Source organism: Paraburkholderia ribeironis, assembly GCF_900019265.1.
Taxonomy (GTDB): Bacteria; Pseudomonadota; Gammaproteobacteria; order Burkholderiales; family Burkholderiaceae; genus Paraburkholderia; species Paraburkholderia ribeironis.
This window is the reverse complement of the sequence record NZ_CYGX02000045.1, coordinates 1-353: the sequence shown is the minus strand read 5'-3', so window position 1 is coordinate 353 and position 353 is coordinate 1. Positions and strand designations below refer to the sequence as shown.

Genomic DNA, 353 nt, shown 5'->3' with positions numbered 1-353 from the left:
GAGACCCGTCGACAGCGAGTTCACGCCGGTGGACAGCGAACTCATGCTGCTCGAGGTCGACGTCGACAGGCTGTCGAGGTTGCTGTTCGTCGTGCTCAGACCCGTGGACAGCGAACTTACGCCTGTGGACAGCGAGCTCACGCCGGTCGACAGCGAACTCACACTGCTCGAGGTCGACGTCGACAGGCTGTCGAGGTTGCTGTTCGTCGTGCTCAGACCCGTGGACAGCGAACTTACGCCTGTGGACAGCGAGCTCACGCCAGTGGACAGCGAGCTCACGCTGCTCGAGGTCGACGTCGACAGGCTGTCGAGGTTGCTGTTCGTCGTGCTCAGGCCCGTCGAGAGCGAGCTCA

The 353-nt window shown here is 63.2% G+C and carries 1 protein-coding gene; it reads left to right on the top strand.

The features are described from left to right. A partial coding sequence (locus BN2475_RS35655; protein WP_245841426.1) for a hypothetical protein occupies positions 1-353 on the top strand: 353 nt, incomplete at both ends.